The following is a 22,486-nucleotide window of genomic DNA, read 5'->3' on the forward strand; positions in this document are numbered from 1 at the left end:
AGGCCTCAACGCGTGGTGCGCAACTGGCGCAGTTGCTGCAGTGTGCTGCCCAGGGTGGGAACCGACAGTGAAAGCGGCAAGGCGGCCAGCGATTTGAGGGTGTCGCGCTGGCGCGTCTGCGCGGCCGAGGCCGGCGCCAGACGTTGCAGCCAACCGTCGGCGCGGGTCAGCGCGTTGCGGTAGCCGGCCTCGTCGCGGCGTTCGGCCGCCGCGCGCGCGAGCGAGATTTCCAGTTGCAGCCCGGCCAGCGCGATCGCGCGATCGGCCGGACGCAGCGCGACCGCGCCGTCGCTGGGCTGGACGTCGACGATGTTGCCGAACGCGCGCTGCCACCACGGCGCTTGCGGCGCGGCCTGCTGCGCGTCGCGCACCGGCGCCAGGCTCAGCGTGCGCGCGAACGCGTCCAGCTGCGCGCCCGCGCGCACGCGCGGATCGATGCCCAGCGCATCCAGCGCGGCACGCTCCTGCATCAGGGTCTGACGCAGGCTGAGATAGGCCGGATCGTCGATGCCGTCGAGCACGCCGCCGGCCAGCGCGTAGGCGCGGCGCGCGCCGGCCAGGTCGCCGGCGATCTGCAGGCGTTGCTGGCCCAGGGTCAGCAGCAATTCGGTTTCGTCCAGACGCATGGCCTGGGCGCCGTGGCGGTCGGGATCGGCCAGCTTGGACACGCTGTCCTCGATCAGGCTGGCGCGGGTGCCGATGCCGTGCAGTTCGTCGCGCAACACGCGGTTGGTCGCATCGGCCTGCTGCAGGCGCCGGTTCTGCGAACGCTGATCGTTGCGCAGCGCGTTGATGCGCTCGTCCAGCGCATCCAGGCGCAGGTCGGCGTCGGCGACCGCGGCGCGATCGCGCGCTTCGCGCATCTGCCATTGCTTCCAGCCGTACCAGCCGCCGCCCGCGAGCAGGACGAGCAACAGCAGCCAGAGCCAGGCGAACGAGGTACGGCGGGGAGTGGGCGTGGGTGCAGACACGTCGGAGGCGGGCCGGTAGGAGGGGGAGGCCGGGGCGGAAGCTTCGGGGGAGTCGCTCATGACACCGCCATGCTACCGGAAGCCTCGCCGTTGCAATCAGGAACCGTGACGCAGTGCCGCCGGCGCCGCCGCCAGCAGCTCGCGCGGACGCGGTCCGGCGGCGACCCGGAGCTGGGCGAAACCCAGCTCCCGCGCCAGCGTCGCCAGGCGTTCGCTGGCGGCCAGGACGGTGGCGCCGCGCAGCGCCCGCGCGGCGTCGTCGGGCAGCAGTTCCAGCACGCGTTGCAACGCGTCGCCGCTGGACAGGGCCAGTGCGGCGGGCGCGTCCAGCGCGCGCAGGCGCGCGATCGCGCGCGGCGCGGGCGCGATCGGCACCCGCAGGTAGACGTCGGCGCGCAGCACCCGCGCGCCGCGCGCCTGCAGCGCCGGGGTCAGCGCGCCGCGTCCGCCGGGCGCGGTGATCAGGCCCAGTTCGCGCCCGGCCAGGTCGTAGCTGTCGAGCAGCGCCAGCAGGCCTTCGCTGTCCATCCGCTGCGGCGCATGTACGCGGCCGATGCCGGCGCGGCGGAGGGCCGCGGCGCTGCCGGCGCCGACCGCGAACCACTCGCGACGGCCGTCGTCGCGCAAGGGCCGCAGCGCATGCGCGGCGCGCACCGCCTCGGGGCTGGTGAAGACCGCGTACGGTGCGGCCAGCGCGGCCGCCAGCGCGTCGCGCGCGGCCTCGTCGTCGCAGCGGCGCAGGCGCCATGGCGACAGCGCGATGGTCTGCGCGCCCAACCGCGCCGCCGCCCGGCGCAGGGTCGCGTGTCCGCCGCTGGGCCGCAGCGAGATCACGTACCATCGCGGCGGCTGTGGCGGTGTGCGCGGATGCATGCCGGCAGCTTGGCACAGCCGCGCGAGCCGCGGCATCCCATCCGCCTCCCCCAGCGCGTGCCTCATGAGCCTCGAAGAAGCCTTGCAACGTTTGCGTCACCACTACCAGTCGATGCCGCCGGTGGCGGCCATGCAGATCGACGTCGCCGACTACGACGGCCAGCGCCTGCGCCTGCACGCGCCGCTGGCGCAACACGTGAACGACAAGGGCTGCGCCTTCGGCGGCAGCCTGGCCTCGATGATGACGCTGGCCTCGTGGGGACTGGTCTCGCTGCGCCTGGAACAGGCCGGCCTGGATGCCGACGTTTATGTGGCCGACAGCCAAATCCGCTACCTCGCCCCCCTGTTCGCCGACATCGACGTCGACGCCGAGCTTGCCGCCGACGCCGACTGGGACGGCTTCCTGAGCACGCTGCGCGAGCGCGGACGGGCTCGCACGGGTCTGGTGGCACGGGTGCGGCTGCCCGAAGGCGGCGTGGCGACCGACTTCACCGCCCGCTACGTCGCCATAGCGCGAAGCTGATCGCCGGCACCGACAGCGCGCGCGGAACCGGCTAGCATGTCGGCCGACGCGGTCCCTTGCCGGAGAGTTGCGATGCGCCTGTTCAAAGTTCTGCTGCTGCTGTGCCTGTGCGCGGTCGCCGGCGGCGCCCTGGCCAGCAAGAAGACCAACAGCCTGGACACCAACCAGTACGCCTGGTCCGGCGCGATCCGCTGGGGCGAGTTCGAGCAGGCGCAGAACCTGATCGACCCCAAGTACCGCAAAGAGCACCCGGTCACCGCGCTGGAGCTGGAGCGCTACAAGCAGGTCCAGGTGTCCTCCTACCGCGACATCGGCTCCAGCATGGACAAGGAGCTCGGGCTGGCGGTGCGCGACATCGAGATCGGCGTGATCAACCGCCACACCCAGGCCGAGCGCACCGTGCGCTACCGCGAGGAATGGCGCTGGGATCCGATCGCCAAGACCTGGTGGCTGGTCTCCGGCCTGCCGGACCTCTGGGACGGCCTGTAAGCCGCGCCCCGGGCCCGTCGCGACGGGCCGGGACGGGCTTTTTTGCGCCGCCCGCCGTGCTGGGCGACAATCGCGCCCCCATCCGTCCGCCCCCGTGATCCTGTGACCTTAGAAGAACTGCTCGCCTTCGGCAGCCGCCACATGTTCCTGTCGATGGGTCTGGTCGGCCTGACCGTCGCACTGCTCTACACCGAGAGCGCGCGCCTGTTCCGCGGCTACAAGGCCCTGCGTCCGGCCGAGCTGACCGGCCTGATCAACCGCGAGAACGCGCTGGTGGTCGACCTGTCGGCGACCAACGATTTCGAGAAGGGCCACATCGCCGGCAGCCGTTCGGTCGCGCCCAGCCAGTTCGATCCCGAGAACAAGCTGCTGGCCAGCGCCAAGGCGCTGCCGGTGGTCATGGTCTGCCGCAACGGCCAGGCCTCGGCCGATGCCGCCAAGCGCCTGAAGAAGGCCGGTTTCGAGAAGGTCTATTGGCTCGACGGCGGCGTGCAGGCCTGGCAGCAGGCCGATCTGCCGCTGGTCAAGGGCCGCGCCTGATCGCGGCCGCCGTGCGCGGCGGCCCTTGCGCACCGCCCGCGGCGCCCCCACGCCTGAACGCGGGGCGAGCTTCATCACGCATGCCATAATCGGCCTCTTTCCGCGGTTTCGGCCGCACCATCAAACACTTAACACCGCTGGAGTCATCCGATGTCCGAAGAAAACGTCAACGGCGCCGTCGCGCCGGTCGAAGCCGCCGGTCCGGCGTTCACGGTCGAAAAGATCTACGTGAAGGACGTCTCCTTCGAAGTCCCCGGCGCGCCGGCGGTGTTCAACGAGACCACGCAGCCGCAGCTGCAGATGAACCTCAACCAGAGCGTGCAGCGCCTCAACGACGCCGCGTTCGAAGTCGTGCTGGGCATCACCCTGACCTGCACCGCCGCCGACAAGCCGATGTACCTGGTGGAAGTGAAGCAGGCCGGCGTGTTCGGCCTGGCCGGCTTCGACGAGGCCACCCTGGACGGCATGCTGGGCACCCACTGCCCGAACGTGCTGTATCCGTACGCGCGTCAGCTGGTCAGCGACCTGATCCAGTCCGGCGGCTTCCCGCCGTTCTTCCTGCAGCCGATCAACTTCGACGCCCTGTACGCCGAAGGCCTGCGTCAGCGCGCCGCGCAGCAGCAGGGCGGTCTGGCCGACGCGGAGACCGCGGGCAACGCCTGAGGGCCGCCCGCGATCGGATCACGCATGGGCACGGACGCGACGTCTCCCGCTCCCGAGGAACGTGAGACCCCGCCGCGCGTCGCGGTGCTGGGCGCGGGCTCCTGGGGCACCGCGCTCGCCGCCCTGATCGCCCGCCACGGTCATCCGACCGTGCTGTGGGGCCGCGACGCCGACGGCGTCGCGGCGATCGAATCGCAACACGAAAACCCGCGCTACCTGCCGGGCATCGCCCTACCCGAATCGCTGCACGCGACCGCCGACATGGCGGCCGCGTTGGCCGGCGCCGACCTGGTGCTGGTGGTGGTGCCCTCGCACGCTTTCGCGCAAACCCTGCGCGCGCTCGCGCCGCACCGTCCCGCGCACGCGGGCGTGGCCTGGGCGACCAAGGGCTTCGAGCCCGGCAGCGGCCGCTTCCTGCACGAGGTCGCCGGCGACGTATTGGGCGTAGCGGTGCCGCTGGCCGTGGTCACCGGCCCGTCTTTCGCCAAGGAAGTCGCGCAGGGCCTGCCCACCGCGCTGACCGTGCATTCCGACGATGCCGCGTTCGCGCGCGCCGTCGCCGGCGTGCTGCACGGTCCCAGCTTCCGCGCCTACACCGGCGACGACATGCTCGGCGCCGAACTCGGCGGCGCGATGAAGAACGTGCTCGCCGTCGCCACCGGCGTCGCCGACGGCATGCAGCTGGGTCTCAACGCGCGCGCCGGTTTGATCACGCGCGGCCTCAACGAGATGCTGCGCCTCAACCACGCCATCGGCGGCCAGCCGGAAACCCTGATGGGCCTGGCCGGCCTGGGCGATCTGGTGCTGACCTGCACCGGCGACCTGTCGCGCAACCGCCGCCTGGGCCTCGCGCTGGGCCGCGGCCAGAGCATCGACGCCGCCGTGCGCGAGATCGGCCAGGTGGTCGAGTCGGTGCAGACCGCCGACGAAGTCATGCGCCAGGCGCAGCGCCACGGCATCGAACTGCCGATCTCCAGCGCGGTCCAGGCCGTGCTGCACGGCACGATCACGCCCGCCGACGGCCTGCGCCAGTTGCTGGCGCGCGAACAGAAGCCCGAGTACCCGCACGACCTGTTCGGCTGAGCCCGGCGCGCATCGCGCGCCTTGGCCTGCGACCGCGTCGGCGCCACACTAGCGCGCCTCCCGACGAAACGGACTTCCGATGCGCGCGTTACTCGCGGCCCTGCCGCTGCTGCTGTGTTTTTCCGCGTCCGCTCAAGCCGCCCCGTCCGCCGTCCCGCCTTGCGGCGAGTACCGGCCGGACAGCGACTACGCGCCGCTGCTGAACTTCGCCGGCAACAGCGTGAGCGCCCACGATCGCGAGGGCTTCCGCACCAGCGACGCCTGGCGCTACCGCATCGACGGCGACACCCTGTGGATGCGCCACGCCGACAGCGCCCTGCTCGACGGCTACCGCATCGAAGCCGACGGCGAGCGTCTGGTGCTGCTGCCCGGCGAGCTGCGCAGCGAGCCGATCACCTACACCCGCCACGATCCCGCCGTCTGCGTGCCCACCGGCGGCGCCGGCGTCGCGATCGCGCCGGAGGGCACGCCCAAGGCCGATCAGGATCGCCTGGCCTGCGCCGCCGGCGATATCCAGGCCTGCGTCGACCGGTTGCTCTACGACGAGCAAACCCCGCCCGAGCAGCGCATCGCGCGCCTGGAGGCCTACTGCCGCCGCGACGCCAGTCCCTACGCCTGCGAGGAATGGACCAAGGCGCTGGCGCCCGAGGATCCGAACCCGGTGCTCTATCTGTTCCGCACCAAGCCGGTGACCGCGCCGGAGCTGGCCGCGCTGCGCGTGGGCTGCGAGGAGGTGCGCTCGGCCAAGGCCTGCACTTCGCTGGCCGAGCAGCACTGGATCGCCGGTCGTTACGCCAGCGCGCGCGACACGCTGGCGCAGGCCTGCGAATGGCGCCTGAGCGCGCAGGCCTGCAAGCACGCGCAGGGCCTGAAGGTGGTCGAGCTGACCGACGGTCCGCCGCGGCGCAAGCCGCAGCAGCCCTGCGGCACTTATGCCAGCGGCGAGGGCGGATTGTTCGACGTGTTCCGTTTCGGCGACGAACGCGCGGTCGCCGCATCCGCCGACGGCGAACCGACGATGCGCTACCGCCTGCGCGAAGACCAGGTGCTGGTACGCCACGACAAGGGCGACGACTTCGTGCTGCGCTGGCTGGGCGAGGACACTCTGGTCGGCATGGACGACTGGACCCGATTCACCGTCTACCTGCGCGGCCAGCCGGCCACCTGCAAGCCGGTGCCGATGCCGGTCGCCAGCGACCGCATCATCGAAACGCCCTACCGCGTCGACCAATGCGCGCTCGCCGATCCGGGCGGCAACGAGGCCTGCTGCGCGCGTGGCTCCATGTCCTCGTGCATGGGCGCCGGCCACGGCGCGGCGCTGAGCGGCGACTGGAAGCGCGCGGCGGCGTACTACGACAAGGTCTGCGCCATGCACGTGCGCGAAGGTTGCGGCAACGTGGTCACGGCCTACCACAACACCGGCGACGAGCAGCTGCTGACCGGCATCCGCAAGGTCTGCCACGACGAGCCGCGCTCGGTTGCCTGCGAGGAACTCGATCTGGCCAACGCCGCGGCGGTCAACCAGAAGCAGTTGGAGCGCGAGGTCGAGCAATCGCTGCGCGAGCTGCTGGAGAAGCTGCCCGCCGAGGGCGAAGGCGAGGCGCCGCCCGAGGAGTAGGCCGCGGCGTAAACCGCGCCGTCATACGCGTGCGGCGTGTCGCGGCGATGCGGTTCGCTGCGCTCGCCGCATCCTACGAACTTGTGTCCGTGAAAGCGCGGTCGCGCTGGCGCCGCCGCGAATGGAACGCCCAAAGAAAAAGCCCGGCGAACCGGGCTTTTTCAGGATCGTACCGCTTCCGGGAAAATCAGAAGCTGGCGCGAGCGCCGATCATGTACTGGGTGGTCTCGTCGTTGAACTCGACTTCGCCCACGATGCCCCAGGTCTGGTTGAACTTGTACTGGCCGCCGAGGGTGCCGACGAAGTCGCCTTCGAAGTCGCCGCCGTCGACGTAACCGGCCTTGACCCAGCCTTCCAGGTTGTCGGTCATCTCGCCGCGGATACCGAGGTTGAGCTTGCCGCCCTTGGCTTCGCCGCTGATGCCGTCGATGTCGATTTCCTGACGCAGGTACGACAGCTCGGCGATGAAGTCGGCGCGGTCGCTGATGTCGGCGTGGTAGCCGAAACCGATTTCGGCGGTTTCGAAGTCGGTGTCGAAGCTGAAGCCGCTGAAACGCACGTCGTCCTGCGTCTTGCTGTAGCCGCCGAAGATGGTGAAGTTTTCGCCCAGCTCAGCCGAACCGCGGATGTAGCCGCCGTCCAGCTCCGGGTCGAAGCCCGAGATGCCGGTGTCGGCGTTGACGCGGGTGTAGCCGCCTTCGACGTAGGAATAGCTCAGGCCCTCGGCCGAGGCGACGAACGGGGCGGAGGCCAGCAGCGCTGCCAGCACGAGTTGCTTCTTCATGAATTCTCAATCCTGATATGTGGTTTGCGTCCATGCCGCATTGCGGCGGGGCGCACACTAACGAAAAATTCACACCGCTACAACTGCCAAAGGCAACACGGTTTTGCCTGGAGCCGGCCTAGCGCAGGTTCCACCGGTTCGGCGCAAAAAAAGAGCCCGGCCGGGGCCGGGCTCGATCGCGACGTTCGGGGGAGAGAGAGAAATCGCGATTGGTACGGGGTGCCGCGCTCGCGCTTAGAAGCTGATGCGCGGGCCAACGAAGAACTGGGTATCGCCGTCGACGAACTTGACGTCGCCGTTCACGCCCCAGGTGTCGTTGAACTTGACCAGAGCGCCGACGCGGCCGTAGAACTCGCCGTCCGACTTCTCGTAGTCCTCGTAACCGGCCAGCGCGTAGCCCTGGATGTTCGGGGTCAGCACGCCGTTGACGCCGGCTTCGACGCTGTAGCCGTTGAAGTCCAGACCCTGGCCGGCGTCGAACTTCTCGTAGGCCACGCGGGTCAGCAGGTCGACGCGCGAGTTCAGCTCGTGGTTGTAGCCCAGGCCGACGCGCCACTGGTCGAAATCGATGTTGGTGTTGTCGATCTCCTGCTTGCTGTAGCCGCCGAAGATGTGGAAGTTGTCGGCGATCGCGCCCGAGCCGTTCAGGGCCCAGCCGTCGGCGTCGCCGCCATCGGTGTTGGTCTTGGCGTAGCCGCCTTCGACGTAGTTGTAGGACACGCCCTCGGCCGCGGAGGCGGCGAACGGCAGGGCGGCAAGCAGGGTCAGGGCAAGCAAAGTGCGCTTCATAAAGGTCTCAGCCTCTTATTGGTTTTGTTCGTCCGAATCGCGGCGCCTCGGGGTGGGGCGGCTCTTGTGATTCGGATGTGGCGCAGTATCCAAGCGCCGATTCAATCGAAGCTGAATTTTGTACCTGGAAGTTTAGGAACTCTGCTGTTCGTGCACGGTCGCGCCGAAAGTCATGCCTGTTAAATGCTTGTAAACAAAGGGTTTGCACAGTATTCGCCGAACAAAACGGCGGATGAATGCGGATTGGCACCGTTTACATGCAGGCCTGCCAACGCCGGCGATTGCGCCGCTTTGCCTGGCGCGCATCGCCGTCCAACGCGGCCGCTCGCGCTCAGGCGAGCTCGGTGGCGCTGTCGCGTATCGCGTCCCAGTCCAGCCCGAAACGCGCCAGGTACTTGCGCAGGCGATCGGCGTCGTTGGTGCTCGCGCGCTGTCCGCGCGAGACCGCGAACAGCTCGCGCCCGGCCTGCGACAGCGACTTGGCGCGCGCGCAGGCGCGCAGCACGTCTTCCAGTTGCACGCGGTCGAAACGGTCCAGCTGCTCCCAGCGCTCGCCCAGCAGCGCCTGCAGCGGCGAGGCCGGCCGGCCCGATCGCCACAGCCGGCGCAGGCGCTCGATTTCCTCCTCGACCTGCGCGGTCTGGATGCGTCCGGCGTTGGCCAGGGTGGCCATGCGCATCACCGACGCGCCCAGGTCGCGGAAGTTGCCGCTCCAGATGGCCTCGGCGCTGGTGGCGTAGCGCAGATAGCGTTCGCGCGCCTCGCGGTTGAAGGCCACGCGCTGATGCTGCTCGCGCGACCAGCGCTCGAGTTCGAAATCCAGGTTGGGCTCGATGTCCTGGGGGCGTTCGGCCAGGCCCGGCAGCCGGTAGGTCCACAGGTTCAGGCGCGCCAGCAGGTCGTCGCGGAAGCGCCCCTGCTGCACGGCCTCGTGCAGGTCGCGGTTGGTGCCGGCGATCAGCTGGAAGTCGCTCTCGACCTCCTTGTCGCTGCCCACCGGCAGGAAACGCTTTTCCTCCAGCGCGCGCAGCAGCATCGCCTGCTCGTCCAGGCCCAGCTCGCCGATCTCGTCCAGGAACAGCAGGCCGCGGTGCGCCGAGCGCAGCAGGCCGGCGCGGTCGCCGGCGGCGCCGGTGTAGGCGCCCTTGACGTGGCCGAACAGCGAGCTCATCGCGCCGTCGCCGCGCAGGGTGGCGCAGTTGACCTCGACGAACTGGCCTGGCAGCTGGTGCTTGAGCTTCTTCAGCTCGAACACGCGCTTGGCCAGCTGGCTCTTGCCGGCTCCGGTCGGCCCCATCAGCAGCATCGGCGCGCGCGAGCGCGTGGCCACGGTTTCGATCTGCTCGATCATGCGGTTGAAGGCGGGATTGCGGGTGGCGATGCCGCTCTTGAGTAGGTCGCGGTCCTGCAATTGCTGCTGCTGGAAGCGCTGCGCGATCAGGTCGTAGCGCGACAGGTCCAGGTCGATCACCGCGTAGGTGCCCGGATCGGCGCCGCCCTGCTTGCGCGGCGGCGAGGTCTGCAGCAGGCGGCCGGGAAAGTGCCGGCTCTCGGTCAGCAGGAACCAGCAGATCTGGCTGACGTGGGTGCCGGTGGTGATGTGGACGTAGTAGTCCTCCTCGTCCGGCTTGAACGCGTAGCCGGCCAGGAAGTCGTGCAGCGTCGCGTACACGCCCTCGAAGTCCCAGGGATCGGACAGGTAGGTGTCGTGCAAGCGCACCTGCGTTTCCGGCGAGGCCTGGCCCAGATCCTCTTGCACCACCTGGGCCAGTTTGCCGTAGCGGCGCTGGTCCAGCAGCAGCTCCAGCCGGTCGAGCAGGAAGTCCTGGTGCATGCCCAGCGATACCGTCGGCCGCCACTTCTCCCAGCGTCCGGGGCCGGTGCCGCTGTCGAGCATGGTGCCGAGCATGCCGATCACGACTTGGCGCTTGCGCATATCCGTTCCTATAAAAACTTCGCCTCCAATATACGAAATATGGAAGCATTCGAACCGGTCGTGCTGCTGCTATCTCGATAACATCTTATTTATCAGTGATTTAGATTCATCGCCCGAAGTTGGCACGGCGATTGCTCTAAGCCTAGTGCGGCCCCGAGCCACCTGCGCACGCTGCGCAGGCCGGTTCGGGACCAACCCCTCAGTGGTGCCCGGCTGGCAATAGGGCCAGCCGGGCGGGGGGAGGCGCAGGTACTCGGACTTCGGTCCGGCACCGCGAACGCATCGCCCGTCATCCGCTGCACTTCATCGCCGCATCGCTTTCCCGCGTCGCGGCGACCTAGACCGCAACACCCACACCGATAGAGTGATCCCATGAGCACGCACAACTACGACGTCATCCAGGAGCCCGGCTCCGCCCCTATCAAGCTGTGGACTCGCGGCGTTCCGCTGGAGGACGAAGCGCGCCAGCAGCTGCAGAACATCGCCAAGCTGCCCTTCATCCACCGCTGGATCGCGGTGATGCCGGACGTGCACCTGGGCAAGGGCGCGACCGTGGGTTCGGTGGTGCCGACCATCGGCGCGATCGTGCCGGCGGCGGTGGGTGTGGACATCGGCTGCGGCATGATCGCCGCGCGCACCACGCTGACCGCCAGCGACCTGCCGGACGATCTGTCCGGGCTGCGCAGCGCGATCGAGCGCGCGGTGCCGCACGGCCGCACCACCGGCCGCGGCGTGCGCGACAAGGGCGCCTGGCAGAATCCGCCCGAGCGCGCGATCGAGGGTTGGACGCAGTTGGTCGCCGACTTCCAGCGCATCTGCGAGCGCCATCCGCGCCTGAAGAACACCAACAACCTCAACCATCTGGGTACCCTGGGTACGGGCAACCATTTCGTCGAGGTCTGCCTGGACGAGGAGCAGCGCGTGTGGTTCATGCTGCACTCGGGTTCGCGCGGCGTCGGCAACGCGATCGGCACCCACTTCATCGAGCTGGCCAAGCAGGACATGCGCCGCTGGATGATCAACCTGCCCGATCAGGACCTGGCCTACCTGCCCGAGGGCAGCGAGCACTACGCCGACTACGTGTTCGCGGTCGACTGGGCGCAGCGTTACGCGCGCATCAACCGCGAGATCATGATGCAGCACGTGGTCGCGGCGGCGCGCACGGTGATCGCCAAGCCGTTCGAGGCCGCGGCCGAGGCGGTGAACTGCCACCACAACTACGTCAACCGCGAGCAGCACTTCGGCAAGGACGTGTTCGTGACCCGCAAGGGCGCGGTGAGCGCGCGCAAGGGCGAGTTGGGCATCATTCCGGGCAGCATGGGCGCGAAAAGCTTTATCGTGCGCGGCCTGGGCAACGCCGACAGCTTCCATAGCTGCAGCCACGGCGCCGGCCGCGTGATGAGCCGTACCCAGGCGCGCAAGCTGATCAGCGTGGACGACCACATCAAGGCCACCGCGCACGTGGAATGCCGCAAGGACGCGGAGGTGGTGGACGAGTCGCCGGCCGCGTACAAGCCGATCGAAGCCGTGATGGCCGCGCAGAGCGACTTGGTCGAGATCGTGCATACGCTGCGTCAGGTGGTCTGCGTGAAGGGTTGAATGCGCCGCCCGCGGGCGGCGCGAAGGAAACAGCAAACGGACGGAGCCGGGCTCCGTCCGCATTCGTTATCGGAAATATCGCAATGGACATGATCGAACTCGACGGCTCGGCAGGCGGCGGGCAACTGCTGCGCACCGCCTTGAGCCTGAGCCTGTGCACGGGCATCGGCTTCACCATGCAGCACATCCGCGCCAAGCGTTCGCGCCCGGGCCTGATGCGTCAGCACCTCACCGCGGTCAATGCGGCCGCGGCGGTCGGCCGCGCCTTCGTGCACGGCGTCGACCTGGGCGCGACCAGCCTGCGCTTCGAGCCCGGGCAGCCGACGGCGGGCGACTATCGCTTCGCCACCGGCACCGCCGGCTCGACCACGCTGGTGCTGCAGACGGTGTTGCCGGCGCTGTGGCGCTGCGAGGCGCCGTCGCGACTGGTGCTGGAAGGCGGCACCCACAATCCGCTGGCGCCCAGCGCCGACTTCATCGCCGACAGCTACCTGCCGGCGCTGCGTCGCATCGGCGTGGACGCGCAGCTGCGCCTGGAGCGTCACGGCTTCTATCCGGCCGGTGGCGGCGTGCTGCATGCGACGGTGGCGGGCGGCGCGCGGCTGCGCCACGGCGTGTTCGAGTCGCGCGGCGAGCTGCAATCGCTACGCGCGACCGCCCTACTGTCGGCGTTGTCGGCCAGCATCGGCCAGCGCGAACTGGAGGTGCTGGGCGCGCGCCTGGGACTGGACGAAAGCGCGTTGGAGCTGCGCAGCGTGCGTCCGGCGATCGGGCCGGGCAACGCGCTCAGCGTGCAGGTGCGTCACAGCGAACACTGCGAGACCTTCACCGGCCACGGCGAGCGTGGGGTGAAAGCCGAGCAGATCGCCGCTCGCCTGGCCGACGAAGTGCGTGGCTATCTGGACTCACCGGCCTGCGTCGGCGAACACCTGGCCGATCAGTTGCTGCTGCCGATGGCGCTGGCCGGCGGCGGCGCGTTCACCACCGCCGTCATCAGCGAGCACCTGAGCAGCAATGCGCGCCTGATCGAAAAGTTCCTGCCGGTGGAAATCGACTGGCAGCCGATCGCGCCGGACCACTGGCGCGTGACGGTCGCCGGCTGAGGCCGGCGGCCGTGCGTGCGCTCAGCCCATCGACAACGTCGGCGACGGCGTTGCCGATGCGCGCGCGTTCGCGGTGTCGCCCTGCGGCCGGCGCAGCACCACCCACAGGCACAGGCCGATCGCGATCGCCTGGCTGAAGGTCGACAACGCCATGCGGCCGTGCAGTTCGGGCAGCGGCATGCCGCCGAAGGGCAGCACGGCGCTCAAGCCCAGATACGCGATCGCCAACGCGGCCACGCGCGAGGGTTGCAGGCGACTGCCGGCGGCGACCAGCAGCCACAGCCAGATCGGCGCGAACAGGCCGTTGTGGTCGGGCACGAAGGGGCTGCGATACGCGGCCAGCGCCAGCAGCGCCAGCCAGGTCGACACCAGTTCCAGCCGCGACATCGCGCTGGCGCGGCGCGCGGCGAAAATCGCCAGCGCGAACACCACCAGGGTCCACACCCACGACACGGCCTTCTCGACCACCGGCGTCATGCCGCCCACGCCCAGCGCGTCCAGCTTCACCGCCAGGCCCGGTACCGAGTCGTTGATCGCCACCACCGGCTCCAGGCCGTCCAGCCACAGGAAGGCCCAGGACTCGCCACTGAGGATGCGCGGCGCCTGGAACTGGAAGAAGGCCTCGAACGGCGCGGTGCCCAGCCAGGCCAGCGCGATCACGCTGTACAGCGCGGAGAACGCGATCGTCCAGGCCGCGTCGCGCCAGCGCCGCGCGGCCAGCAGGTACAGGCCCAGCAAGCCCGGAAACAACTTGAACACGGCGAAGCCGAGCACCGCGCCGCCCAGCACCGGACGCCCGCGCCAGAACAGCATCATCGCCAGCAGCGACATCGCGATCGCGGCGATCTGGAAGTTGCCCAACTGCAGGGTCAGCAGCACCGGCGTGCTCAGCCACAGCGCCGGCAACAGCAGGGCGATGCGGCGGCCGGCCGCGCCGCCGATCCAGCGGCCCAGGATCAGCACGCTCATCGCCAGCAGGGCGCCTTCGATGGCGAACCACAGCGCGCGCAGCTCCAGGAAGCCGCCGCCCAACGCGATGCCGGCGCGCGGCAGGATCAGGAACTGCGGCAGATAGAGGAAATCGTCGAGCTTGAAGCGGCCTTCCATGCCGCCGTAGTGCTCGGGGTCGTAGAGGTTGGGCACGCCCTGGCCGGCCAGGCCGGCGGCTTTCCACATGCCGGAAAAACAGTTGTGGCGCACGTAGAACTCGTCGAACCAGTACGCCGAGGCCTGCGCCTGGTTGGCATCGACCATGAACAAGGCGATGCCGGCGGTGCGTGCGATCGCGGCGATGGCGATCAGCAGCCACAGCGCGCTCCAGCCCGGATGCGCACGGCTCAGGCCGTCCCATTCGTGCGGCAGGCGGCGCGCGAGCCAGGGCGTGGCCAGGCCCGCCAACACGATCGCGCTGGCCAGCGCCACCGTCGGCGCGAGTGCGCTGGGCACGAACGCCGCGATCGCCACGGCGGGCAGGGTCGCGAACAGCAGGCTCATCAAGGCGGCGACGATCCAGCGTTCGCTGGCGATACGAGGCGCGGACAGGTTCATGCGGTGCGGCTCCGTGAGGCGTTGCGGCGCGGACGGCGACGGGCGTTCATTGCGCGGCCCAGCCTTCGACCTTGCCCGAGAACAGATAGCGGCTGAGTTCCTCGAAATCGTCGAACACCAGATCCGGCGCGGCCTCGTGGCCGTTGCCGTTGTGCGCGCGGTCCACCCGCAGCAGGGTGGTGATGCCGAAGCGGCGCGCGCCGGCGACGTCGCTGGCTGGGTCGTCGCCGATCATCCAGATCCGGTCCGGTTCGATGCCCAGCTTGTCGATCGCCAGCTGGAACGGCGCCTCCTGCGGCTTGTCGGCGCCGGCTTCCTCGGAGGTCACGACGTAATCGAAGCAATCGTCCAGGCCGAAGTAGATGATCTTGCGGAATTGGATCTGCGAGGTGAGGTCGGTGATGATCGCCGTGCCGATGCCGCGGCTGCGCAGGCTCATCAGGAACTCGCGCACGCCCGGGAACAGCTCGCAATGCGAGAGGAAGGTGCGCCAGTAGGTCTGCTCCAGGTCCAGCGTGATCACCAGCTGGGTCTTGCGCCCCAGCAGTTCGATGCCGCGCTGGAAGTACAGCAGGCGGCTGTGCGAACTGGCGGTGCGCCCCAGGCGTTGCTTCACCTCCTGGCGCGCCTGGGCGAAGGCCTGGCGCACGTCGCCGACGCCGCAGCCCAGTAGGCGCGCGGCCTTGTCCTCTGCCGCCGCCAGCGCGCAGGCGTGCGGATGGCTGTAGGCGTACAGCGTGTTGTCGGTGTCGAAGATGATCGCCTGCGGCGCGCGCAGGGCCGTGTCCGTGTTGTGGATGCTCAGGCTCATTGGATGCGGTTCTTCAAGGCTTCTTCGGTGTGCACCAGGACCAGCAACTGCATGATCCCGCTCATGCCGTCCTCCCACTGGGGACGGATATCCAGCATTTCCTGCAGGCCGGGCACCAGATTGCGCGCGGCCAGGGCGATGTCCTCGGCGACCACGTCGCCCTCGATCGTCATCTCGACTTCGCCCGACTCCTCGGCCAACTGCACGTCCAGGTGCAGGCCGCAGACGCCGATCAGGATCCGCGCCACGCGCTCGTGGTAGGTGCCGTTGCGGATCAGCGCGACCAGCTTCAGGCGCACCTGGTCGGGCGGGATGCCGCGTTCCAGCTGCTGCGGATTGACCGGCTGCAGGCGCAGCACCAGGCTGGCGACGGCTTTCTGCGGATGGATGTAGCGCTGCGAATCCGGCGCGCGCCGTTGCAGCGAACCCTCGACCGCGGCCAGGTCGTGGCCGCGCTGGTGCACGTCGCGGTGGATCTTCCAGGCGCGGCGCAGCGACTCGTCCACGTCCAGGAACACGCTGACGTCGAAGCGCCGGCGCAGGCGCGGAAAGTGCAGCGCGTGCAGGCCCGAGGCGATGACCACGTCGTTCTTGGCCAGCAGCGTCGGCGCCTCGAAGCGGCCGGCGGCGTGGTCGTAGCGGCGGCAGACGATGGCCTTGCCGTCCATCAGCGCCAGCACGTCGCTGCTGAAGCGCTGCAGGTCGTTGGCGCGCGGATTGAGGTGGGTCAGGCCCTTCCACATCGGCGCGTAGCGGTCCCAGATGTGGTAGTCGTCGCCCGACACGTGCACCACCGAGTGGTCGCCGAACACGCCGGCCAGAGCGCGGCTGAGCGTGTCCTTGCCCGAGCCCGAATCGCCGGCGATGCCCAGCGCCAGCGGCTTCTGCGCGATGCGGTAGTAGTCGTTGCGGCCGACGCGTTCGCGCAGCATCTGCACGATCAGCACCAGACCGGACGCCACCACCAGGGTCATCCACAGCGAGTGCACGTGCGGCGTCACGCGGACAGCGACGGCGGCGATCGCCGCCGTCGGATCCCAGCCCAGCCAGGGCGCGCTGGCGCCGGAAGAAATGAACACGTGCATCGCGATCAGCAGCAGCGAGAAGCCGCCGGCCAGCACGCGCGCGCTGCGGTCGCCCTGCAACTGATGCGCGACCAGGAACGGCACCAGCCACAGGTACCAGCCCGGCGGCGCCGGCGTGCCCAGCACGACCAGGAAGAACGACAGACCGGTGCTGGCGATCAGCAGTTCGAAGCTGATGCGGCGGAAGCGCCAGGCCGCGTAGGCGGCGAGCAGATACAGCGTAGGGGTGAGATAGAGCTTGAGCTCCTCGCCCAGCGGCAAGGCCAGATCGAACACGCGGCCGAATTCGCGCGAGCCGAACACCATCGCCACGAAACCCGACGAGGCCAGCCACGGCAGGGTCAGCAGCGCCGCCACGCCGGCGCAGACCAGCGCGAACGGCGCCAGCATCGAGCGTAGGCGCTTGTTGCGCCACAGGTAGATGCCGATGAACGGCGCGGCCAGGCCCATGCTGAGCTTGGCCGCCAGCGCCAGGCCCAGTGCGGCGCCGCTGGCGCGCGGCCGGTAGCGGCGGATCAGCAGCAGCGACAGCAGCAGCAGCGCGATCGGCACGATGTCGGTCTGACCGTTCCAATACGTCACGAACAGCACGATCGGCGACCACCAGTACAGCCACAGCAGCATGCGCGGCCGGTCGGTGGGCAGCAGGCGGCGCAGCAGCAGCAAGCAGGCCAGGTCCGCGCTCAGCAGGCCCAGGCGGAAGCCGATGCCCAGGAAGGCCTGACTGCCGGTGGCGGCATCGAGCAGCCAGCCCAGCGCGCTGCCCGGTGCGTGCGCCAGCAGCATCACCGGGCCGTAGGGATAGGCCAGCGCGCTGCCGCCGGCGGCGAGGAAACTCGACCACGGGTCCAGCCCGGGATGGCCGATGGCGTGATCCAGGAACGGCAGGAACCATTCCTGCTGGATCCTCGGCACCAGCAGCACGATCAGCGCCACGCGCAGCAGCAGCCCGGCGCGGAACTGCGCCGTGCGCAACATCGGGTCCCGCCACCAGCGCGCCAGACTCATCGCCAACGGTCGGTCTCCTTGGTGCATACCGCGTCCACCACGATGCCTTCGCGTTCCAGCAGGGCGCGCATCTGCGCGATGCCTTGCGCGGCGTCGCGGCCCTGCAGCTCCGGCGACACCAGGCACAGGCGGAAGCCGGCCGCGCGCAGGCGCTGCGCCTGTTCGCGGTCCAGCGGGAAGCGCGTGAAGCAGTCGACCCAGACCCATTGCACCTTGCCCGCCAGGCTCAAGGCGGTGTCGATGGATTCGTACTCGGACACGCGCACCGCGCAGCGCGACTCGCCGCGCGCGGCGGTGCGGACCAGGAACGGGAAGGACTGATCGAGGAAGAACCAGTCCTGGATGCCGCGCTCGCGCATCAGCGCGATCAGGCGGTCCTCCAGGCCCTCTTCCTTGACGTTGAGGATCAGCAGGCGATGGCGGTAGTCGTCCAGCCAGTCCTCGAAGTCCTCGCCGTCGGCGAAGGCGTCGTGGTGGATGATGATGGCGTCGCCGCGGCTGCGCAGGTCCAGCTCGATGCCGTACTCGGGCGAAGTCTCGCGCAGTTCCTGGCGGGTGTTGCGACGGTGGCGGACGACGATCATGCGGGGTGGCTCAGGTCTTTGCGCAGGCGCAGGCTGAAATCCACGGTGCGGCGGATGAAGCGCGCCTTGGCGCGCCAGTTCACGTTCCAGTGCGAGCTGCCGTGGGCGCGTTCGCCGAAGCGCACCGGAAAACGGCGCACCTGCAGGCCGCTGCGGCGCGCCTGGTAATAGGCGTACAGATCCAGCGAGAAGTCGTGCGGCGGCGCCTGCCAGCGCTCGAAGAACGCGCGCGCGAACAGGGTCGGCTGGGCGTTGATGTCCCACAGCCGGCGCCGCAGCAGCAAGGTCTCGAACAGCGACATGCCGACGGTGAAGGCCACGTCCCCGGCCGGGCGGCCGTGGCGGCGGCCCTTGACGAACACGGTGTCCGGATCGCGGTCGTCGAACAGCGCCAGCCCCTCCAGCGCGTCGGCCGGATCGGTCTGCATATCGGCGTGGGTCCAGCCCACGATCAGGCCGCGCGCGGCGCGCAGGCCGGCGAGGATGCCGTAGCCGTAGCCCTGGTTGCGTTCCACGCGCACGCTGCGGATGCGCGGCGCGTCGCGCAGCAGTTCGGCCAGCACCGCCGGCGTGTCGTCGGTGGAGCCGTTGTCGACCAGGATCGCCTCGACGTCTTCGCGCACGAAGGTCTCGCGCAGCCGCGCCACCAGCAACGGCAGGTTGCGGGCTTCGTTGTAGCAGGGGATCACCAGGGACAGGCGCAGGGAAATGCTCACGGCGTTTCGATCTTCCTCAACACCACCGAGCGGCCCATCGCGAACACCGACGGCAGCAGCTTGACCAGGGCGCGGTCGGTGGCGTCGATCAGCTTGAGCAGCGCGCGCGGCAGTTCGACGGTCTTGGCCTGCACCACCACGCCGCCGGAGACCAGGAACACGAAGCACTCGTTGAGTTCGTTGCGCTCGATCGCGAATCCGGGCAGATGGCGGCGGAACGCGTCCTCGTCGCGGAACAGCAGCAAGGGGATCGCGCAGTTGGCCGACCAGGGGTCGCGCGGGTCGTTGGCCACCACCGTGTCGTCGAACACGTCGATGTCGTAGGACCAGCCCTCGTGGCGCATCGCGCGCAAGGCCAGGCGCAGCAGGAAACAGGTGTTGAGATCCTGGATCAGGATCAGCCCGCCCGGCGCCAGCTTGCGCTGCATGACCTGGAAGAAGCGCAGCGGGTTGGGCAGGTGGTGGATCATGTGGCTGAACACCGCCACGTCGATCGACCCGTCCGGGTACGGCGGGTCCATGGCGTCGGCGACGTCGTCGATCCACGGCCGCGCTTCCACGTCGGTGATGCGGAAGTTGTCGTGGCGGATGAATTCCTTGCTGAAACCCGAACCGGCGCCGAACTCGACCACGCGCTGGCCGGGCTTGAGGTAGGCGTTCATCCAGTCGTAGCGCTTGTGCAGCAGGAATTCGAGGTTGCGCGGGCGGTGCTTGAGGAAGAACTCGCGCGCCATTCCGACTTCGCCCTCGTGCTCGAAGCGGTTCTCCTCGTGCGTGGGGAAGTAGGTGCTAGGCAGGACCATGGGACGACTCTCCGGCAAGACGGGGTGCGGCGGACGCGGGTTGCGGGCTCAGCATCGGAAGCGCTCCGGTTCGCGCATGCGGTAGCGCTCGGCCAGGGCCGGTCGCGCGTCGGCGGGCACGCGCGGGTCGTGCTCGATGCGGTAGGGGTGGGCGTCCCATTTGTGGAAGCAGGACTGCCAGTACTCGAAGGTGCGCAGGTCGTCCGGCGTGCCCCAGCACAGGTAGTGGTCGACCTCGAACACGCGGCAGTTGAGGCCGGCGGCGACGGCGTCGTTGATGCAGCTGTCGACGTAGAACTCGCCGTTGACGCGGCCGTCGCGCGCGATCATCGCCTCGGCGGCGGCGGCGAAATCGCCGGCGCGACGGAAGGTGAAGGTGCCCAGCACGATCGGGTCGCGCAGCGGGTCCGACAGCGGCTGCTTCACCGACACCGACAGCACGCGGCCGTCGACCTCGTCGACCCAGCCATAGTGCGTGGGCCGACGCGCCGCGCCCGGATAGCCGCGCGCGACCCACACGATCACGTCCACGTCCTCGTCGTCCAGCAGCGCCGACAGCGCCTGCGCGTCGAACACCGCGCCGTTGTCGCAGGCGCCGATGGTCAGCGGCTGCGCGGGGTCCAGGCCGTCCAGCCCGAGCAGGCAGGTGCGCGCCTGGCCGTCGGTCACGCGTTCCAGATCGACCAGGGCGCAGCCGGGGAAGCGCGCGCGCAAGGCCTCGGCGATGCCCTGCGCGCCGTCCAGGTCGCGGCGTTGCACGAACACGCGCCGCGCCGGTTCGGGCAGATCGCGCGCGGCCTGCACCACCATCGGCTCGCCCGACACCGCGATCAGCGGCTTGGGTTCGCGGTAGCCCTCGCTGGCGAAGCGCGCGCCCAATCCGGCCATCGGCACCATCACCGCGCCGTGCTGGCGCGGCGGCGTTTGCGCGCGCGCCGGATCGCCCAGGCGCCGGAACGCGTCGGACCAGTAGCGGTATTCCTCCAGATCCTGCGGCGTGCCCCACTGCATGAAGTGGTTGAGTTCGTAGACCGCCACGCAGGCGCCGTCTTCCAGCAGCGGCTTGTAGGCCAGGCTCACGTAGTACTCGCCGCCCAGGCTCAGATCCGGGCGTGCGACGCAGCGCTCGAAGGCCGCGCGCATCAGCGCGGCGGACTTGAAGTAGTAGCTGCCGCTGGACGCGTACTCGCGCGTGGGCTGGTCGGTGTAGGGCTGCTTTTCCTGGATGTCGAGCACGCGCGCGCCGTCGGTGCGCACGTAGGCGTAGTTGGTCGAGCCCATCATGTGCGGATGGAAGCCGGTGTAGCACGGGATCGCGCCGTCGCAGCCGCTGTCGCGCACGTAAGCCTTGAAGTCGCGGTAGTCCCAGGCGCAGGAGAAATCGCAGTAGTTGACGATGGTGGGCGCGCTGGGGTCCAGCAGATCGACCGCCTGCAGCACCGCGTGCACCGGCCCCAGTTTGTGCGGCTCGATGCCGAGCACGCGGCCGCTTGGGCAGATCTGCGCCAGCTGTTCGGCCATGCGGTAGTCGTCGCGCTGCAGGTGGTCGCGGTTGCACACGAACACGAAGTCGGTCTCGCCCGGAAACAGGTCGACCACATGGGCGATGATCGGTTTGCCGTCGACCTCGATCAGCGGCTTGGGCACGCGGTAGCCGGCGCGGCGGAAGCGCTCTCCGAAACCTGACATGGGGACGACGATCTGCATGGGCTCCTTCCGTGGCGTCGTGCGGCGGTGATGCGGTTCAGTGCCCCGGCCGCGACAGCGCGCGGCGATAGGCTTCGGCTTCCCAGTCCACCAGCGCGGCGACATCCTCATCGCCCAGATAGACCAACGCTTCATCGCCGCGCAGGCGCAAGGCGACCAGGACCAGGCACAACAGCATGGCCTGCGCGCCGGCCGACAGGCCGGGGGCGACCAGCACGCCGGCGCCGGGCAGCAGCGCGAACGCGGGCGCGACGCCGCCGGCCGCGACGCAGCGCGCGAACGCGTCGGACAAGGCGTCCGCGCCGTCCAGCACCGCCGCGCGCGCGCCCAGGAACACCGCGTGATCCGGATACAGCGCGCCGTCGCGCGCGACCGCCAGCGCGGCCGCGTCGGTGGCCAGCGCGTGCACGCGCGGATCGCGCGGCAGCTCCCAATTCAGGTCGTTGACTGCGTACAGGCGCGCTAGATCGGGCGCGGCGCTCGCGCGTTCGGGCAGGGCCAGGCGGCGTTCGACCTCGCCCAGCAGGGCCTCGGCCGCGGCGCAGTCGCGCGCGCCCACCACCAGGCCGTGATTGGCCAGCACCAACACGTCGGCGTCGCGCTCGCGCAAGGCCTCGCGCACCGCCTGGGTGAGCGGGTAGCCCGGGCGTCGGTACGGCACCCAGGCCCAATTCAGTCCCTGCAACAAAACACTTAGACGCGTGCGCGCATCCGCGCGTACCGCCCAGGCGATGGTGTTGACCGAATGCACGTGCGCGACCACCGGATGCGGCAACAAGGCGTGCAGCGAGGTCTCGATCGACGGCCGCAACGCATGCGCGGCGCCCAGCCGCGCCAGACGCGACTCGCCGTCGGCGTGGCCCAGCGCGGCGCGTGCCTCGTCCAGCGGCAAGGGCACGAAGATGTCGCGCTCGCGCGCCTGCGCGAGCCAGGTGCCGGAGGCCTTGACCCACAAGGTGCCGTCTTGTTTGACAGACGTGTTACCGCCGCCGCCCTGGACCAGCAGAGGATCGGCGCCGATCCGCGCGGACCATGCGATCAAGGCGTCGAGCGCGGCCGCAATAGCGCCCATCACGCCCCCGCCGGCGCGGCGTCCCTGCGCAAATTAAGTGCCCCACGCTGCTGCGAGAACTGCCGATCCATGTGCTCCCCTCCCTGCTGCTGATGCTCCTGAAACCCCTAATACTCGGTTTGGGCCCGCAACCGGCCGTCCTACGGCCGGGCGAACGCTGTCCGCATCGGTTTCCCCTGCC

Annotated in this window: 21 protein-coding genes; 8 read left to right on the top strand and 13 right to left on the bottom strand. The window is 69.6% G+C overall.

The window, feature by feature from the left end:
- Positions 1 to 5 precede the first annotated feature (5 nt).
- Positions 6 to 1,031, bottom strand: a complete 1,026-nt coding sequence (locus LVB77_RS02375) for a uroporphyrinogen-III C-methyltransferase (RefSeq protein ID WP_232908627.1) — start codon at positions 1,029 to 1,031, stop codon at positions 6 to 8.
- A gap of 36 nt (positions 1,032 to 1,067) precedes the next feature.
- On the bottom strand, positions 1,068 to 1,844 hold the full coding sequence (locus tag LVB77_RS02380) for a uroporphyrinogen-III synthase (protein WP_232908628.1): 777 nt from the start codon (positions 1,842 to 1,844) through the stop codon (positions 1,068 to 1,070).
- A 64-nt stretch (positions 1,845 to 1,908) separates the two neighbouring features.
- On the opposite strand from LVB77_RS02380, the gene LVB77_RS02385 reads away from it, so the two are divergent.
- The 6 genes from LVB77_RS02385 to LVB77_RS02410 all read left to right on the top strand — a co-directional run bounded on the left by LVB77_RS02385 (position 1,909) and on the right by LVB77_RS02410 (position 6,760).
- Positions 1,909 to 2,367 (top strand): YiiD C-terminal domain-containing protein, encoded by a 459-nt coding sequence (locus tag LVB77_RS02385; protein WP_232908629.1) that lies wholly within the window; start codon positions 1,909 to 1,911, stop codon positions 2,365 to 2,367.
- A gap of 72 nt (positions 2,368 to 2,439) precedes the next feature.
- Positions 2,440 to 2,856: a hypothetical protein gene (locus LVB77_RS02390; RefSeq protein ID WP_232908630.1), complete on the top strand. Its 417-nt coding sequence runs from the start codon at positions 2,440 to 2,442 to the stop codon at positions 2,854 to 2,856.
- 102 nt (positions 2,857 to 2,958) lie between these two features.
- The gene (locus LVB77_RS02395; RefSeq protein ID WP_232908631.1) at positions 2,959 to 3,396 is read left to right on the top strand and encodes a rhodanese-like domain-containing protein; all 438 of its coding nucleotides are present in this window, start codon (positions 2,959 to 2,961) and stop codon (positions 3,394 to 3,396) included.
- A 150-nt stretch (positions 3,397 to 3,546) separates the two neighbouring features.
- A complete protein-coding gene (secB, locus tag LVB77_RS02400; protein WP_232908632.1) occupies positions 3,547 to 4,059 on the top strand; it encodes a protein-export chaperone SecB in 513 nt (170 codons plus the stop codon).
- Between the two features lie 24 nt (positions 4,060 to 4,083).
- Positions 4,084 to 5,142, top strand: a complete 1,059-nt coding sequence (locus tag LVB77_RS02405) for an NAD(P)H-dependent glycerol-3-phosphate dehydrogenase (protein ID WP_232908633.1) — start codon at positions 4,084 to 4,086, stop codon at positions 5,140 to 5,142.
- A 79-nt stretch (positions 5,143 to 5,221) separates the two neighbouring features.
- Positions 5,222 to 6,760: a hypothetical protein gene (locus LVB77_RS02410; protein WP_232908634.1), complete on the top strand. Its 1,539-nt coding sequence runs from the start codon at positions 5,222 to 5,224 to the stop codon at positions 6,758 to 6,760.
- Between the two features lie 187 nt (positions 6,761 to 6,947).
- Here LVB77_RS02410 and LVB77_RS02415 read toward each other — a convergent pair whose 3' ends face one another.
- The 3 genes from LVB77_RS02415 to rtcR all read right to left on the bottom strand — a co-directional run bounded on the left by LVB77_RS02415 (position 6,948) and on the right by rtcR (position 10,269).
- Positions 6,948 to 7,544, bottom strand: coding sequence for an outer membrane beta-barrel protein (locus LVB77_RS02415; RefSeq protein ID WP_232908635.1), 597 nt, complete (start codon positions 7,542 to 7,544; stop codon positions 6,948 to 6,950).
- 234 nt (positions 7,545 to 7,778) lie between these two features.
- On the bottom strand, positions 7,779 to 8,333 hold the full coding sequence (locus tag LVB77_RS02420) for an Ax21 family protein (RefSeq protein WP_232908636.1): 555 nt from the start codon (positions 8,331 to 8,333) through the stop codon (positions 7,779 to 7,781).
- A gap of 331 nt (positions 8,334 to 8,664) precedes the next feature.
- Complete coding sequence (gene rtcR, locus LVB77_RS02425; RefSeq protein WP_232908637.1) at positions 8,665 to 10,269, bottom strand: RNA repair transcriptional activator RtcR; 1,605 nt, start codon at positions 10,267 to 10,269, stop codon at positions 8,665 to 8,667.
- A 372-nt stretch (positions 10,270 to 10,641) separates the two neighbouring features.
- Between rtcR and LVB77_RS02430 the strand changes: the two genes are divergently transcribed.
- A complete protein-coding gene (locus LVB77_RS02430) occupies positions 10,642 to 11,868 on the top strand; it encodes an RtcB family protein (RefSeq protein ID WP_232908638.1) in 1,227 nt (408 codons plus the stop codon).
- 83 nt (positions 11,869 to 11,951) lie between these two features.
- Complete coding sequence (gene rtcA, locus LVB77_RS02435; protein WP_232908639.1) at positions 11,952 to 12,971, top strand: RNA 3'-terminal phosphate cyclase; 1,020 nt, start codon at positions 11,952 to 11,954, stop codon at positions 12,969 to 12,971.
- A gap of 21 nt (positions 12,972 to 12,992) precedes the next feature.
- Here rtcA and LVB77_RS02440 read toward each other — a convergent pair whose 3' ends face one another.
- The 8 genes from LVB77_RS02440 to LVB77_RS02475 are packed head-to-tail and all read right to left on the bottom strand — an operon-like array spanning position 12,993 to position 22,275.
- Positions 12,993 to 14,519, bottom strand: coding sequence for a glycosyltransferase family 87 protein (locus LVB77_RS02440; RefSeq protein WP_232908640.1), 1,527 nt, complete (start codon positions 14,517 to 14,519; stop codon positions 12,993 to 12,995).
- 46 nt (positions 14,520 to 14,565) lie between these two features.
- Positions 14,566 to 15,330: an HAD family hydrolase gene (locus LVB77_RS02445; protein WP_232908641.1), complete on the bottom strand. Its 765-nt coding sequence runs from the start codon at positions 15,328 to 15,330 to the stop codon at positions 14,566 to 14,568.
- A complete protein-coding gene (locus tag LVB77_RS02450) occupies positions 15,327 to 17,423 on the bottom strand; it encodes a glycosyltransferase 87 family protein (RefSeq protein WP_232910431.1) in 2,097 nt (698 codons plus the stop codon). Before LVB77_RS02450 ends, LVB77_RS02445 begins: the two co-directional genes overlap by 4 nt.
- Complete coding sequence (locus LVB77_RS02455) at positions 17,420 to 18,007, bottom strand: phosphatidylinositol-specific phospholipase C/glycerophosphodiester phosphodiesterase family protein (RefSeq protein WP_232908642.1); 588 nt, start codon at positions 18,005 to 18,007, stop codon at positions 17,420 to 17,422. The genes LVB77_RS02450 and LVB77_RS02455 overlap by 4 nt, the downstream gene beginning before the upstream one ends.
- On the bottom strand, positions 18,004 to 18,723 hold the full coding sequence (locus LVB77_RS02460; protein WP_232908643.1) for a glycosyltransferase family 2 protein: 720 nt from the start codon (positions 18,721 to 18,723) through the stop codon (positions 18,004 to 18,006). The genes LVB77_RS02455 and LVB77_RS02460 overlap by 4 nt, the downstream gene beginning before the upstream one ends.
- Positions 18,720 to 19,526: a class I SAM-dependent methyltransferase gene (locus LVB77_RS02465; RefSeq protein WP_232908644.1), complete on the bottom strand. Its 807-nt coding sequence runs from the start codon at positions 19,524 to 19,526 to the stop codon at positions 18,720 to 18,722. Before LVB77_RS02465 ends, LVB77_RS02460 begins: the two co-directional genes overlap by 4 nt.
- Before the next feature lie 48 nt (positions 19,527 to 19,574).
- Positions 19,575 to 21,215, bottom strand: coding sequence for an NTP transferase domain-containing protein (locus tag LVB77_RS02470; protein WP_232908645.1), 1,641 nt, complete (start codon positions 21,213 to 21,215; stop codon positions 19,575 to 19,577).
- A gap of 55 nt (positions 21,216 to 21,270) precedes the next feature.
- A complete protein-coding gene (locus tag LVB77_RS02475) occupies positions 21,271 to 22,275 on the bottom strand; it encodes a class II aldolase/adducin family protein (protein WP_232908646.1) in 1,005 nt (334 codons plus the stop codon).
- Between the last annotated feature and the right edge of the window lie 211 nt (positions 22,276 to 22,486).

The sequence above is a fragment of the Lysobacter sp. 5GHs7-4 genome (assembly GCF_021284765.1).
Lineage (GTDB): Bacteria > Pseudomonadota > Gammaproteobacteria > Xanthomonadales > Xanthomonadaceae > Lysobacter.